11 protein-coding genes are annotated in these 14,035 nt (G+C 66.6%); 9 read left to right on the forward strand and 2 right to left on the reverse strand.

Annotation, left to right across the window (positions count from 1 at the left end; all coding sequences use genetic code 11):
- The first annotated feature begins 18 nt into the window (after positions 1–18).
- The 8 genes from AC1DW9_RS20785 to eutC all read left to right on the forward strand — a co-directional run bounded on the left by AC1DW9_RS20785 (position 19) and on the right by eutC (position 10,031).
- Positions 19–1,101, forward strand: a complete 1,083-nt coding sequence (locus AC1DW9_RS20785; protein WP_476776378.1) for an ABC transporter ATP-binding protein — start codon at positions 19–21, stop codon at positions 1,099–1,101.
- Positions 1,098–1,988 carry an ABC transporter permease gene (locus AC1DW9_RS20790; protein WP_441490857.1) on the forward strand — a complete coding sequence of 297 codons (891 nt, stop codon included), beginning with the start codon at positions 1,098–1,100 and terminating at the stop codon, positions 1,986–1,988. Before AC1DW9_RS20785 ends, AC1DW9_RS20790 begins: the two co-directional genes overlap by 4 nt.
- Positions 1,989–2,000: 12 nt before the next feature.
- Positions 2,001–2,795 carry an ABC transporter permease gene (locus AC1DW9_RS20795; protein WP_441507087.1) on the forward strand — a complete coding sequence of 265 codons (795 nt, stop codon included), beginning with the start codon at positions 2,001–2,003 and terminating at the stop codon, positions 2,793–2,795.
- Between the two features lie 184 nt (positions 2,796–2,979).
- Positions 2,980–5,028 carry a hydantoinase/oxoprolinase family protein gene (locus tag AC1DW9_RS20800; RefSeq protein ID WP_441507088.1) on the forward strand — a complete coding sequence of 683 codons (2,049 nt, stop codon included), beginning with the start codon at positions 2,980–2,982 and terminating at the stop codon, positions 5,026–5,028.
- Positions 5,029–5,039: 11 nt separating this feature from the next.
- Positions 5,040–6,740 (forward strand): hydantoinase B/oxoprolinase family protein, encoded by a 1,701-nt coding sequence (locus tag AC1DW9_RS20805; RefSeq protein WP_441507089.1) that lies wholly within the window; start codon positions 5,040–5,042, stop codon positions 6,738–6,740.
- Positions 6,737–7,768 (forward strand): Ldh family oxidoreductase, encoded by a 1,032-nt coding sequence (locus tag AC1DW9_RS20810; protein WP_476776379.1) that lies wholly within the window; start codon positions 6,737–6,739, stop codon positions 7,766–7,768. The genes AC1DW9_RS20805 and AC1DW9_RS20810 overlap by 4 nt, the downstream gene beginning before the upstream one ends.
- Before the next feature lie 80 nt (positions 7,769–7,848).
- Positions 7,849–9,237, forward strand: coding sequence for an ethanolamine ammonia-lyase subunit EutB (locus AC1DW9_RS20815; protein ID WP_441507091.1), 1,389 nt, complete (start codon positions 7,849–7,851; stop codon positions 9,235–9,237).
- Between the two features lie 11 nt (positions 9,238–9,248).
- A complete protein-coding gene (gene eutC, locus AC1DW9_RS20820; RefSeq protein WP_441507125.1) occupies positions 9,249–10,031 on the forward strand; it encodes an ethanolamine ammonia-lyase subunit EutC in 783 nt (260 codons plus the stop codon).
- Between the two features lie 102 nt (positions 10,032–10,133).
- Here eutC and AC1DW9_RS20825 read toward each other — a convergent pair whose 3' ends face one another.
- The gene (locus tag AC1DW9_RS20825) at positions 10,134–11,762 is read right to left on the reverse strand and encodes a GMC family oxidoreductase (protein WP_441507092.1); all 1,629 of its coding nucleotides are present in this window, start codon (positions 11,760–11,762) and stop codon (positions 10,134–10,136) included.
- A 116-nt stretch (positions 11,763–11,878) separates the two neighbouring features.
- Complete coding sequence (locus AC1DW9_RS20830) at positions 11,879–12,946, reverse strand: FCD domain-containing protein (RefSeq protein ID WP_476832515.1); 1,068 nt, start codon at positions 12,944–12,946, stop codon at positions 11,879–11,881.
- Between AC1DW9_RS20830 and AC1DW9_RS20835 the strand changes: the two genes are divergently transcribed.
- Entirely contained in the window at positions 12,941–14,011 is a 1,071-nt protein-coding gene (locus AC1DW9_RS20835) for a C45 family autoproteolytic acyltransferase/hydolase (protein WP_441507094.1), read from the forward strand. The genes AC1DW9_RS20830 and AC1DW9_RS20835 overlap by 6 nt on opposite strands.
- Positions 14,012–14,035: the final 24 nt, after the last annotated feature.

Below are 14,035 nucleotides of genomic sequence, written 5' to 3' on the forward strand. Positions count from 1 at the left end.
CAAAGGAGGATGTCGACCATGACCAGCCGAACCGATGCACCAGAGGGCTTCCTTTCGATCCGGAGCCTGACCAAGCGCTATGGCGACTTCGTCGCGGTCGACAATCTCGATCTCGAGGTGCCGAAGGGCGAGCTTGTCGCCTTCCTCGGCCCCTCGGGCTGCGGCAAGACGACTTCGCTGAGAATGATCGCGGGCCTCGTGCCCGCGACCTCCGGACGGATCGTCGTCGGCGGCAGCGACCTGACCGAGGTCGCGACGCATCGGCGCGACATGGGTCTGGTCTTCCAGAGCTATGCGCTGTTCCCGCACATGAGCGTGGCGCGCAACGTCGCTTTCGGCCTCGAGATGCGCAAAGTCGACAAGGGCGAGATCGCCAAGCGGGTGAAGGAGGCGATCGCGCTCGTCCACCTCACCGGCAAGGAGGAGCACCGGCCGGCCCAGCTCTCCGGCGGCCAGCAGCAGCGCGTGGCGCTGGCGCGTGCGCTCGTCATCCGTCCMTCGATCCTGCTCCTCGACGAGCCGCTCTCCAATCTCGATGCCAAGCTGCGCGACGAGATGCGCAACGAGATCCGCGACATCCAGAAGCGCCTCGGCATCACTGCGATCTTCGTGACGCATGATCAGGTCGAGGCGCTGACCATGTGCGACAAGGTCGTGGTGATGAATCAGGGCCGGCTCGAACAACTCGGAACCCCGGTCGAACTCTATGAGACGCCGAATACGGCCTTCGTCGCGAGCTTCGTCGGCCGCAGCAATCGCCTGACGGCTGTCGCCCGCAATGGCGCGGCCGAGTTCGCAGGCCAGCGCATAGCCGCTCCCGCCGGCCTCGAGGGACCGGTGCAGGTGATGATCCGCCCGCATCGCCTCGGGCTTTCGCCGGACTCTGCTGCAGCCGCGGATTCCGCGCGCCAGCACGTTTCGGGCACCGTCGCCCGCGCGATCTTCGCCGGCGACATCCTGCAATATGACGTCGATGTCGGTGGCCAGATCGTCTCGGTCGAGCTCGCGACCCGCGGCGGCGAGAGCGTGATCGAGCCGGGCCGCCCGGTGACCCTGTCCTGGCGGCCGCAGGACATCTTCGTCTACGGAGCGGCAGCATGAGCGCCGTCGCGCCAGCCGCAGCGATGGCGGCCCCGATGCCGGCCGCGGAGCGGAGCAGCGGCCTGCCGCTGGTCGTGCTGCTGCTCCTGCCGATCGCGCTCGTGAACGCCTTCGGCTTCCTCGCACCCGTCTTCAACCTCCTGCGCATGTCGTTCTACGAGTCGCAGGCGACGGGCGCGATGGTCGAGGTCTATACGCTCGCGACCTGGGCCTCGGTGCTGCGTGACAGCTTCTACGCCGAGCTCATTCTCAACAGCATCCTGGTCAGCCTCGGAATCACGCTGATGACGCTGGTCTGCTCCTATCCGATCGCGCTCTATCTTCATCGCTCCAGCGGCACATGGCGCACGATCCTGCTCGTGCTGGTGATCTCGCCGCTGCTGACTTCGGCGGTGGTGCGGACCTATGGCTGGGTCGCGATCCTCTCGGAAAACGGACTCGTCAACAATGCGCTCGGTGCCATCGGCATCGCGCCGCTCAAGCTGATGTTCAACAAGACCGGCGTGGTGATCGGGCTGACCGAGATCCTGATGCCCTACATGATCCTCGCGCTGCTTGCCGGCTTCGGCCGGCTCGATCCGCGTGTCGAGGAGGCTGCGTCCACGCTCGGCGCGCCGCCGTGGAAGGTGTTTCGCCATATCGTCGTGCCGCTGACCCTGCCGGGCATCGCGCTTGGGTCGCTGCTCTGCTTCGTGCTGGCTGTCTCATCCTTCATCACGCCGAAGCTGCTCGGTGGCGGCCGTGTCTTCCTGCTTGCGACCGAAATCTACGACCAGGCCATCGTGACGCTGAACTGGCCGCTCGCCGCGACGCTCTCGATCCTCGTGCTCGTCATCTTCGGCGGTGCTCTCGTGCTCTACACCCGCGCCCTGCGCGCAATCATGTGAGGGGAGGACATCATGGACGAACGCCCGATTTCTCCCGCCCTGAAGATCCTCGCCGGTGCGATGTTCATCTTCCTGCTGGCGCCGTTGATCGTCGTCGTACCGATCTCGTTCTCCGGCGACAGCTACATGATGTTCCCGCCTTCGAGCTGGAGCACCAAATGGTACCCGGCGATCTTCGCGGACGGGAAGATGGTCTCCGCTTTCTGGACGAGCCTGTTGCTCGCCTTCCTGGTGACCGTGCTCAGCCTGCTGATCGGCCTGCCGGCGGCCTATGCCCTGGTCAGGCTCAAGCCGCGCGGCGCGGAATTCCTGTCGAGCCTGTTCACCGCGCCGCTGCTGCTGCCGACGATCGTGCTCGGCCTGGCGATCCTGATCGTGTTTTCCGGATATGGCCTACTCGCGACCTTCCAGGGTCTCGTTGCAGCGCATCTGGTCGTGACCTTGCCCTACGCCATCCGGGTGCTCTCGACCGCTCTCGCCACCCTGCCGATCCCGGTCGAGGAAGCGGCCGCGACGCTGGGCGCCTCGCCGCTGACGGTGTTTCGGCGCGTCACCCTGCCGATGATGCGCTCGGGCATTGTCGGCACCACGGCGCTCTGCTTCCTCGTCTCCTTCGACGAGGTCGTGCTCTCGCTCTTCATGACCGGCCCCCGCATCTCGACGCTGCCGGTTGCGATGTATCACCGCGTCGAACAGCAGGCCGATCCGCTGGTCGCGGCCTTGTCCGTGCTGCTCGTCGTGCTCACGCTCGTCGTCGTTCTGGTTGTCGACCGGACCTCCGGCCTCGCCAAGACCTTCGTCAAATGAACACCTTGGTCGCATCAGGACGGCCGGACAAAGGGAGCCGCATGGTCTCGAGCTGTCATGAAGCAGGCCGCTAGCCCGGCCGAACACTGAAGGCGGTCGGGCAGGGCCCGCCGCCGCGCCGAAACGCCCACTCTTCGAACCTGGCCTGCTCGCGGCGCGAGCGGGAACCCTGGAGTTTTGCCTGATGGAACAGGATATCCGCATCGCCGTCGATATCGGCGGCACCTTCACCGATATCGAGATCCTCGATGCCGGTACCGGCGCGATCCACCAGATCAAGACCCCGAGTACACCGAAGGATCCGTCCGTCGGCCTCCTCACCGGCATCCGCCAAGCGTCGGAGCGCTTCGGTTTCCCGCTGGAAGCAGTGCAATATCTGCTGCACGGTACCACGATCGCGACGAACGCGGTGCTGGAACGCAAGCTGCCACTCGGGGCAGTGGTCACCACGACGGGCTTCGAAGACGTGATGCAGATCGGCCGGCACGGCCGCAAGGACGTCTACGCGATCACCCTGGAGCAGCCGGAGCCGCTCGTCGCCCGCCGCTTCTGCTTCGGCGTCGAGGAGCGCGTCGGTGCAGACGGGCGGATCATTACTCCGCTGCATGAGGACGGCGTTCGCAGGATCGCGTCCGAAATCGCCAGGGCCGGCGTCAGGTCGGTCGCGGTCTGCCTGCTGCACGCCTATGCCAATCCGGCCCATGAGCGGCGCGTTGGCGAGATTCTGTCTGACTTGCTGCCGGGCGTCGCCATCTCACTCGCCAGCGACATCTCGCCCGAGATCCGCGAATATGAACGCATGTCGACCACGGCGCTGAACGCGCTGCTGGTGCCGATCGTCCAGAGCTATACCGACCGTCTCGCCGGGCGCCTCGCCGAGGAGGTGCCGCAGACTCAGGTCTACCTCGTCCAGTCCAATGGTGGTGTGTCCGGCCTGGCCAAGGCCGGGCGTGAGCCCGCCCGCCTGCTGCTCTCCGGCCCTAGCGGCGGTGCCGCGGCGGCCAGGCGCCTGTCGGCCGAGCTCGGCGAGCCCAATCTCGTCGCGGTTGACATGGGTGGGACCTCGTTCGACGTCTCCGTGGTCCATGACGGCGTGGTCTCGATGGTCAATGAGGGGGAGGTCGATGGCCTGCCCGTGCGGCTGCCGATGATCGAGATGCGCACCATCGGCGCCGGTGGCGGCTCGATCGCCTGGGTCGATGACGGCAATCGCCTGCGCATCGGCCCGCACAGCGCCGGAGCCGATCCCGGCCCGGCCTGTTACGGCAAGGGTGGTATCGCGCTCACCGTGACCGACGCCAATCTCCTGCTCGGTCGGCTCGACGGCAAGAGCTTCATGGGCGGGGCGATGCCGCTCGACCGTGAGGCCGCGCGGCGCGCTGCCGAAACCGTGGCGGCGCCGCTAGGGCTCTCCGTCGACAGGACCGCGGCCGGCGTCATCGACGTCGCGAATTCGGCGCTGGCCATGGCGATCCGGCTCTCGCTCTTCGAGAAGGGGCTCGACCCCGAGGATTTCGCCATGCTGTCCTTCGGCGGTGCCGGTGGTGTCCATGCCTGCGAGGTGGCGGAGGAACTCGGCATCCGCCGTGTCATCTTCCCCGCCCATGCCTCGACGCTCTCGGCCTGGGGCATCCTCTGGTCCGATATCGCCCATGATCTCGGCGCCACGCAGATCGGCCTCTTCGATGAACTCGCGCCGGGCCTGGAAGCGACCGCGTCCCGCCTCGTCACGGAGGCGGAAGCGCTGCTCGCCGAGGACGGTGTCGCGCCCGCGGCACGCCGTTTCGAATGGGCCGTCGACCTGCGCTATGCCGGTCAGGCCTTCGACCTGCGTGTGCCGCTGGACGAGGCTGATTTCTCGGCCGCTGGTGTCGCCAAGGCGAGTGCCTCCTTCCACGCCCTGCACAAGCAGCGCTTTTCCTATGACGAGCCCGAGGTCCTGGTCGAAATCGTCGCCCTGCGCCTAAAGGCAGTGGGAGCGCTGGCCAAGCCCGTGCCGGCGCGCCAGGCCGCCGGCTCCGCGAAACCGGCCGCACAGTCGCGCCCGGTCCATGGCCGGGGAGCGGCAGTCGACACCCCGGTCTGGGAGCGCGATGCAATCGGCACCACCGATCCCGTCAGCGGCCCGGCCGTCGTCGAAGAGCCCTACACCTCGATCTACCTGCCGGCCGGCTGGAACATCGTCACCCATTCCGCCGGCGCCCTGATCGCCGACCGCATCACCGCGCAGTGAGGCCCGACACCATGAGCGACATTTTCAAGGGCATCGACCCCGTCCGCCTCGAAGTCATCCGCAATGCGCTGGTCGCTGCGGCCGAGGAAATGAGCATCACGATCTGGCGCACCAGCCGCTCGACCGTGGTTCGCGAAATCCTGGATTTCTCGACCGCCGTCTTCGATGCGCAAGGCCGCAACATCGCCCAGTCCGCGCGCATCCCGGTTCACCTGAACTCGATGTCGGACTGCCTGCGCACGATCCTCGATCGCTTCATTCCACTCGACCAGTGGAACGACGGCGATGTCATCGTCACCAATGATCCCTATTCCGGCGGCCAGCATCTGCCTGATATCCAGACCTTCCGGCCGGTTTTCGTTGATGGCGAACGGGTCGGCATCGTCGGTACGCTCTGCCACCATGTCGATGTCGGCGGCGGTGCGGCCGGCAGCTACTATGCCAATGCGACGGAGGTCTTCCAGGAAGGCATCCGCATCCCGCCGCTGCGCCTCGTCGACAGAGGCGTGCTCAACACCGGCGTCTTCGAGATGCTGCTGCACAATGTGCGCCAGCCCGACGAGACGCGCGGCGACCTCAACGCGCAGATCGCCGCACTCGGCATCGGCGAGCGGGCCGTGGCGCGCATGGCCCGCAAATACGGCTCCGCCTCGCTCGCAGCCGCAATGTCGGCCATCCTCGACGGCTCCGAGCGCATGGTGCGCGCCGCGCTGAAGGCGCTTCCCGACAGCGAATCCTCCTTCGTCGAACTGGTCGATGATGATGGCCAGTCGGAAGAGCCGATCCGCCTTGCGGTGAAGATCATCAAGCGCGGCGAGACCATCACGCTCGATTTTGAGGGGTCGAGCCCGCAGGTGAAGGGGCCGGTCAACAACACCCCCGCCATGACCTGCTCGGCCGTCTACTACGCGCTGCTGGCGGCACTCGGCGGCGAGATCCCGGCCAATTCCGGCTGCTATCGCGCCGTCACCGTGAAGCTGCCGGAAGGCAGCGTGGTCAACGCGGTCTTCCCGGCGCCCGTCGCCGGCCGCATGGTCGTCAACCATCGCATCGCGACCGCCGTCTTCGGCGCGCTGGCGCAGATCATGCCGGAGCGCATCCCGGCTGCCTATTACGCGATCTCCTATGTCTACGCGCTGCAGACGACGAACCCGAAGGGCAAGCGCCAGGTCTATTTCGACATTGAGGTTGGCGGTTGGGGCGGACATGCCAGAGGCGACGGCGCGAGCGCGCTCTCCTGCGGCCTGCACAACAATACCAATGCCCCGATCGAGATGGTCGAGGCCAAGTACCCGGTGACCTTCACCAGATACGGGCTCATTCCCGACTCCGGCGGCGCCGGTGAATTCCGTGGCGGGCTGGGCCTCGTGCGGGAATGGCGATTGGACGCGGCCGAGGGCTCGCTCTCGACCAATTTCGAGCGTTTCCGGCATGCGCCCTATGGCATTGGCGGCGGAGAGCCCGGTTCGCTCAGCCGCACCACCGTGACGCGCGCGGACGGCTCGAAACTTTCTCTCCAATCCAAGGTCTCGGGCATCCCGTTGAAGGCCGGCGACACCGTCACCATCGAGACATCCGGCGGCGGCGGCTTCGGCGATCCGGCGCGGCGCGATCCGAAGCGCCTCGCCAAGGACCTCTCCGACGGGCTGGTGACGCCGAAGGCCGCGTCCCGGTTCTACGGCGCCGAACAGGACAAGGAGGAGGCGGCATGAACACGCAGAGTTCCGCCGACGGCGTTCAGATGACGCTCGCCCAGGTCGAGGCGCTGACGCGGCGCGTGCTGCTCGCCTGCGGGGTCGATCCGCGCAACGAAGCGCCGATCACGGCTTCCGTCGTCGCGGCGGAGGCCGAAGGCGTGCATAGCCACGGCCTCGCGCGCCTGCCGACCTATTGCGAACACGCCCGCGTCGGCAAGATCGACGGGAAGGCGCGCCCCGTGCTCGATAGCCCGAAGCCGGGCCTGGTCCGCATCGATGCCAAGGGCGGCTTTGCCCATCCGGCGATCGATTTCGGCCTGCCGGCTTTGTGCGAGGCGGCAAAGGCCCAGGGCATCGCCGCCCTCGCCGTCACCAACTCCTATAATTGCGGCGTGGTCGGCTATCATGTCGAACGCATCGCGCAGAATGGCTTGCTGGCCCTGGCCTTCGTCAACGCTCCGGCCTCGATCGCGCCGGCGGGCGGTGCCACGCCGGTCTTCGGCACCAATCCGATCGCCTTTGCGGTGCCACGTGCGGGGCGCGAGCCGTTGGTGCTCGACCAATCCTCCAGCGTCGTCGCCAAGAGCGAAATCGTCGTCCAACAGCAGCGCGGCGAGGCGATCCCGCTCGGCTGGGCGTTGGACAGGGACGGCAATCCGACGACCGATCCCAAGGCCGCGCTGGCCGGTGGTTCGATGGTCCCGTCCGGCGGCTACAAGGGCGCCGGCCTTGCCTTGATCGTCGAGGTCTTCGCAGCCTGGCTGACCGGCGCCAGTCTCTCGATCGATGCGTCCTCCTTCGCCGACAATCTCGGCGGCTCGCCCCGCACCGGCCAGTTTTTCATCGCGATCGACCCTGGCGAACTGGTGGGCGAGGGCGCTTCGTCCCGCCTCGAGCGCCTGTTCGATGCGGTGGCCGGTCAGCCCGGCGCCCGCCTGCCGGGCGAGCGTCGCGCCGGCGCCCGCACACGCACGGCGACCGACGGCATCATCATTTCGCGCAAGCTCTTCGACACGATCGAGGCCTACGCCAGACCGGCATAGGCTCTGCATGGGGTGGCGCGGCTTGCGCTCCGGCACGGCCGCTCCCACACTCGTACGGGCAGGATCCGGGGGACAGCTTGATGACATACCGCGTCACGGTCGGAGGGCATGTCCACGTCTTTGCCGATCTGAAGCAGTTGATGGCGAAGGCGACGCCACTGCGTTCCGGCGACATGCTGGCCGGCATCGCCGCCGCCAGCATGGAAGAGAACATGGCGGCGAAGATCGCGCTCGCCGACCTGCCCCTGCGAACCTTTCTCAATGAGGCGCTGGTGCCTTACGAGGACGACGAGGTCACCCGCCTGATTCTCGATACCCATGATGCGGCCGCCTTCGCGCCGATCGCGTCGCAGACGGTCGGCGAGTTCCGAGACTGGCTCTGCTCGGAGAAGGCGACGCCGGAGGTCCTGGCCGCTATCGCACCCGGCGTGACGCCCGAAATGGCAGCCGCCGTTTCCAAGCTGATGCGGAACCAGGATCTCATCCTGGTTGCCCGCAAATGCCGGGTCGTCACGCGCTTTCGCGACACGATCGGCCTGCCCGGCACGATGGCCGTGCGCCTCCAGCCGAACCATCCGACCGACGATGCCGCCGGCATCCTCGCCTCGACGATCGACGGGCTGCTCTATGGCTGTGGCGATGCCGTGATCGGCATCAACCCGGCGTCCGATTCCCTGCCGGTGCTCGGTGATCTCGTCCGCCTGCTCGACGAGTTGATCCACCGCTTCGACATTCCCACGCAAAGCTGCGTGCTGACCCATGTCACCAGTGCGATCGCGCTGATCGGGCAGGGCGCGCCGGTCGATCTCGTCTTCCAATCCGTCGCCGGCACGCAGAAGGCCAATGAATCCTTCGGTATTTCGCTGTCTGTGCTCCAGGAAGGCCTGGAGGCCGGGCGTTCGCTGAAGCGCGGCACAATCGGCGACAACGTGATGTATTTCGAGACCGGACAGGGCTCCGCGCTCTCGGCCGACGCCCATCACGGCGTCGACCAGCAGACGCTGGAAGCGCGGGCCTATGCCGTCTGCCGGCCCTTCGAGCCGCTGCTGGTGAACACGGTCGTCGGCTTCATCGGCCCGGAATATCTCTATGACGGCAAGCAGATCATCCGTGCCGGGCTGGAGGATCATTTCTGCGGCAAGCTGATGGGCGTGCCGCTCGGATGCGACGTCTGCTACACCAACCATGCCGAGGCCGATCAGGACGACATGGACACGCTTCTGACCCTGCTCGGCACGGCCGGGGTCAATTTCGTCATGGGCGTGCCCGGCGCCGACGACGTCATGCTGAATTACCAGTCCACCTCCTTCCACGACCAACTCTATGTCCGCGAGGTGCTCGGGCTGCGACGCGCACCCGAGTTCGAGGCCTGGCTGCGACGCATGGACATCACGGATGAGGCCGGGCGGTTGAGCAGCGGGCGGGGTGGGCAGGCCTTGCTGGCGGCCATGCAGGGGCAGGCGGCGTGAGCGGCGACGACATGCTCCCGGCCGACGAGCGCTGGGCGGCGCTGACGCGGCTGACGCCGGCCCGCATTGCGCTCGGCCGCGCGGGTGCTTCCTTGCCGACGCGCGAGGTCCTGCGCTTCGGCCTCGCCCATGCGCAGGCACGCGACGCGGTTCATATCCCGTTCCGCCCCGAAGAGGTCGCGGCCGAACTCGCAGCGCTATCGCTGGAGACGGTGCAGGTTGAGAGCGCCGCCCCCTCGCGCGATCTCTATCTGCGGCGACCCGATCTCGGGCGGCGTCTCTCTCCCGAGGCGCAGGCGATGCTGCAGGCCCGACGCGGTGCGTTCGATTTCGCCTTCGTCGTCGCCGATGGCCTGTCCTCGACGGCAGTCCAGCAGAATGCGGCGCCGCTCATCGCCGCGATGCTGCCGTTACTGCAGCGCCAGGGGCTGACACTCGCGCCGGTCGTGATTGCGAGCCAGGCACGCGTCGCGCTGGGCGACGAGGCGGCCGAGGCACTGGGCGCCCGCCTCGTCGCGGTGCTGATCGGCGAGCGACCCGGCCTGTCCTCACCGGACTCGCTTGGCGTCTATCTCACCTTCGCGCCGCGGCGCGGCCTGAGCGATGCCACGCGCAATTGCGTCTCGAACATCCGCCCGGGCGGGCTCTCCTTCGAACACGCGGCCGTCAAGCTCGCCTGGCTTACACGGGAAGCGCTCAGGCGTTCGCTGACAGGCGTCGAACTCAAGGACGAGAGCGAGCCTGCATTGGAGGCGGGTCAGGCAGCGACCAGGCCTTCAATCACGACGGGATGAATCCGTCTTGATGTCGACCTCATCGCGACTCTGCCGCAACCTCGAGCCGGCCCCCTGCATGCCCCAGCCAGGCTGACCGCAGGTTCCTGCGCCGCGGGGTCGTCAACGTCGTCGGGCATCGTCCCGGATCATCTGGGCACCCTTTTCAGCAATCATCATCGTCGGGGCGGCCGTATTGCCCGAGGTGATGCGCGGCATCGCGGAAGCGTCGATGACGCGCAGGCCCTCGACACCGCGCAGGCGCAGGCGTTCGTCGAGCACGGCGCCGGCATCGTCGTCTCGTCCCATCCTGGCGGTTCCGGCCGGGTGGAAGATCGTCGTGCCGAGCCGGCCTGCCGCCTCCAGAAGCTCCGCATCCGACGTCACCGAGGGACCAGGCACATGTTCCTGGGGCTTGAATCGTGCGAGCGGCTGCTGCGCGACGATCCGGCGCGCGAGCTTCAGCGCATCGACCGCGACCTGCCTGTCCTCATCCGTTGCGAGATAGTTCGGCGAGATAGCGGGAGCGTCGCTCGCGTCGGGGCTCTTCAGATGCACGCTGCCACGGCTCGAAGGTCTCAGGTTGCAGACACTGGCGGTGAAGGCGCCGAACGGGTGCAGCCCGTCGCCCCATTTGTCGAGCGAAAGCGGCTGGAAATGGAATTCGAGATTGGCCGTGGCGTAATCCGGCGAGGATTTGGCGAAGGCTCCGACCTGCGAGGGCGCCATGGTCAGCGGCCCGGTGCGCAGCGCCGCATATTCCAGCGCCATCAGCGGCCTGCGCCAGAGTTTCGCATAGTCGCTGTTGAGGGTGCGCACGCCCTCCACCTTGTAGACGGGCCTGATCTGCAAATGGTCCTGAAGGTTCTCGCCGACGCCCGGCAGATGGCGCCGCGTCTCGATGCCCAGAGCCTGGAGCCGTTCGCCGTCGCCGATGCCTGATCGCTCGAGAATGGCAGGTGAGCCGACTGCGCCGGCGCTCAGCACGACCTCGCCACTCACGTCCACCCGCAGATTCTCACCCTGATGGATGAATTCGACCGCGCGAGCGCGGCCCTCCTCGATGATGATGCGCTCGACCAGCACATGGGTTTCCAGCCGGATATTGGAGCGGCCAAGCGCCGGAACCAGGAAGGCGCGATAGGAACTCACCCGCCGGCCGCGCTTCTGGTTGACCTGAAAATAGGCCGACCCTTCATTGTCGCCGGTGTTGAAGTCGTCGATCTTGGCGATTCCCGCCGCTTGTGCCGCATCCCGGACGGCATCGAGAATCGCCCAGCGCACGCGCGGGTTCTCGACGCGCCATTCGCCGCCGGAGCGATGCAATCCGCCGGGCGGCGGCGCGATATGGTCTTCGTGCTTCAGGAAATAGGGCAGTACGTCGTCCCAGCTCCAGCCCTGCAGGCCGAGTTGCCGCCAGCCGTCATAATCGGCCGCCTGGCCGCGCATGTAGATCATCGCATTGATCGCCGAACAGCCGCCGACGACCTTGCCGCGCGGATAGGCGAGCGCCCGGCCGCCCAGCCCCGCCTGCGGCTCGGTCTGGAACCGCCAATCGGCACGCGGATTGCCGATCGCGTAGAGATAGCCGACCGGGACGTGGAACCAGATCCAGTCGTCCATGCCACCGGCTTCCAGCACGAGCACGCGCTTGGATGGATCGGCCGAGAGCCGGTTCGCGAGCAGGCAGCCCGCCGACCCCGCACCGATCACGACATAGTCGAAGGTGCCGATATTCCTGCGATCAGACATGGCATCCTGCTGGCAAAGGAGAGGCGTGGGCTTTGCCACCTTTCGGGAGCGGCGCCCGAACCATCAGGAAGACCGAAGGAAAAGCCAAGCCCCGGGGCAAGGGCGCGCATGCGTCTTTAGTTCTGATTGCGCCAGTCCTGTGCTGCCTGGCTCAGATGGGCCGAGAGCAGGGCGACGGCACGCGGCCGATCCCCCGCGGCCAAAGCGTCGAGGATGGCGAGATGGTCCTCGCAGGACTGTTTGATCTGGTCAGGCGTCAATTGCGGGAAGTCGACGAACTGATGCATGCGCCGCAGGGCATTCTGGCGCTTGACCGCCTGCAGGAAGAAGCGGTTGCGTGACCATGAGGCGAGCGTCTCATGGAATTCCGCATTCACCTGGAACCACATGTCCGGCGCGATCTCGGAGGCGGGCTTGCGCATCAGCGCCTCATGCGCGTTGCGCATCTTTTCCAGAGCGGCGCCATCGATGCGGTAGTCGGGTTGGCTGAGCGCCGCGGTCTCGACCGCCTCGCGGAAGGCATAGCTCTCGAGGATAGCCTGCGGGTTATCGAGGCTTTCCGAGAACTGCCAGCCATGGCCGCGCTGGCGCTGGACGATTCCTTCCGCGGAGAGGCGCAACAAAGCGCGCCGCATTTCGCCGCGCGACGCGCCGAAATGCACAAGCAACGCGTTCTCCGTCACCGATAGCGGGATCAGGCCCGAGGCGCGGTCGTTCAGGATCTTCCGGTAGAGCTCCGCGCCGCCGTCAGCGTCATTGCTGCATTCCGCGATGACCGCGGCATCGATCGGGCGGTTGAGCTTGAAGCCCGAGCCGAGCTCCCGCCGCAGAATGCCGCGTTCGCTGAGATCGATCAGGGCGCGGCGCACAGGCGTTCGTGAAACACCGAGGCGCGCGGCCAGTGGCTTTTCTCCGACCGCGGCATCGACCGCCCATCCTTCGTCCCGACCGAGCCGCAGGATGTCACCAATGATTTCGCGATGCAGTCCGCTCGACACGTGGGCGTCTCCGAAGCTTCCCTTTCTTGCCATTGACAATAAGGTTTGGCGATGGTCCAGTGTATATAACTGCAATAAAAAACACAGAGCCTGTGGATGATTGCACCATTTCCCTTCGTCTCGGTATCTGGGTCGCCTTACGAGCGAGGGCGGCAACATGGTGCGGCGGTGACAGATCGCGTGCATCGCAGCGCACGGTTCTACGCAGGCCAGCTCGACAGGCTCGGATCGAAGCCAGGTGAACGTGAAGCGTTGATCGCCGAGTTCAGCCGGGGAATTGCTGCCTTCGACGAGGCCTATCTCGAGGAAATGCGCGGCATTGCCGATGGGGCCGGCCTCGACCTCTCGGCGATCATCATGATCAATGCACGGACCGAGATCGTCGCCAAGGCGCGCCTCCTTGCCTCCCGCCCCATCGATGAGGACGATGAGGAGGAGGAGGAGGAGAAGATGGCCGATGGCTGCACCGGCGCCATCATCCTGCCGGAGCGAAGCTGGAGCGGGAGCATCATCCAGGGGCAGAACTGGGACTGGCAGCCGGAATGCGCGGAAACCGCGATCGTGTTGCGCGTGCACCGGCAGGATGGGCCCGATCTGCTCACTTTCGTCGAGGCGGGCGGCCTTGGCCGTCACGGCATGAACGAAGCCGGCATCTGCGTGACCGGCAATTATCTGCGCAGTGATCGCGACTACCGCCAGGAAGGCGTTCCGCTCGCCTTGGTGCGCCGCAAGGCACTGGAGCAGGAGCACCTGGCACTGGCGATGAAGGTGATGGCGACCACGCCGAAGGCCTGTTCGACCAATATGATGCTGAGCCAGGACCGGGGCTTTGCCATCGACCTCGAATGCGCCCCGGACGAGGCCTTTCCGGTCTACCCGGAAGATGGGCTCATCGTGCACGCGAATCACTGGATCAGTCCGGTCGCGCTTGCCAAGCTACGCGATACCGGCTTCGGCTCACCCGACAGTCACTACCGCGACTGGCGTGTCAGGCGATTGCTGACCGAGCCGCAGCGTTTCCTGACGCGGGAGGACCTGAAGGCCGCGCTCTTCGACGATTTCCTGTCGCCCTATGCCGTCTGTCGCCCGCCACGAGCCGGAGCGACCGGTGATTTGACGGCGAGCGTCGCGATGATCGTGATGGAGCCCGGGCTCGGCATCATGGAGGTGGCGCCGCTGCCCGCGCTCAACCGACACTTCACCCGCTACAGCCTTTCCGGCGATCCGGTCGCCGTCGCGGCTGCGGCCTGACACGGGGATTGGGAGGTCCTTGCT

It is taken from the genome of Allobosea sp. P4_E12 (assembly GCF_056401655.1).